The following is a 1,273-nucleotide window of genomic DNA, read 5'->3' on the forward strand; positions in this document are numbered from 1 at the left end:
CTGCGCTGATATATAGAATCAGTATGATAAGGCCGTCTGAAAACGCTGTTTTCAGACGGCCTGAAGCTTTTGCCGTTTGCCAGAATATGCTGCTTCAAGTTAAAATCACACATTCCAACATGGGTATCACATCATGACTAAATTCATTTTCGTAACCGGCGGCGTTGTATCTTCTTTGGGTAAAGGTATCGCCGCCGCTTCTATTGCTACTATTCTCGAGTCGCGTGGCTTGAACGTGACCATGCTTAAGCTTGACCCGTATATCAACGTTGACCCGGGTACCATGAGCCCGTTTCAACACGGCGAAGTATTTGTGACCGATGACGGCGCGGAAACTGACCTCGACCTTGGTCACTATGAGCGTTTCATCAACGCCACCATGACCCGCCGCAACAGCTTCAGTACCGGCCAAGTCTATGAAAACGTGATTGCCAAAGAGCGTCGCGGCGACTATTTGGGCGGTACCGTACAAGTGATTCCGCACATTACTGATGAAATTAAACGCCGTATCCATGAAGGCGCGGCTGGTTATGATGTGGCGATTGTTGAAATCGGCGGTACAGTCGGCGATATCGAATCGTTGCCTTTCTTGGAAGCCATCCGTCAAATGCGCAGCCAGCTCGGCCGTAATAATACATTGTTTGCCCACCTGAGCTATGTTCCCTACATTGCCGCCGCCGGCGAAATCAAAACCAAACCGACCCAGCATACCGTTAAAGAAATGTTGAGCATCGGTTTACAACCGGACATCCTGATCTGCCGTATGGACAGAGAAATGCCTGCGGACGAGCGCCGTAAGATTGCTTTGTTCTGTAACGTTGAAGAACGCGCCATCGTGGGCAGCTACGATGTGGACAGCATTTACGAATGCCCTGAAATGCTGCACAACCAAGGCATCGATAGCATCATTACCGAGCAGCTTCAACTGAATGTCAAACAAGCCGATTTGACCGAATGGAAGAAAATCGTTCACGCGATTCAAAATCCGAAACATACCGTCAAAATCGCGATGGTCGGCAAATACGTTGATTTGACCGAGTCCTACAAATCATTGATCGAAGCACTGAAACACGCCGGTATTCACACTGAAACCGACGTACAAATTACCTTTGTCGACAGCGAAAGCATTGAGAAGGGCAATGGCGACGTTTCCATGCTCAAAGACATGGACGCGATTTTGGTGCCGGGCGGCTTCGGTTCACGCGGCGTGGAAGGCAAAATTGCCGCCGTACGCTATGCGCGTGAAAACAACGTACCATACTTGGGCATCTGC

1 protein-coding gene is annotated in these 1,273 nt (G+C 49.6%); it reads left to right on the top strand.

Annotation, left to right across the window (positions count from 1 at the left end; genetic code table 11):
* Positions 1-133: 133 nt before the first annotated feature.
* Positions 134-1,273, top strand: a 1,140-nt coding sequence (locus tag ACTHUE_RS19265; RefSeq protein WP_440424196.1) for a CTP synthase, incomplete at its 3' end; no start/stop codon positions are given.

The organism is Neisseria sp. P0021.S005 (genome assembly GCF_051956955.1).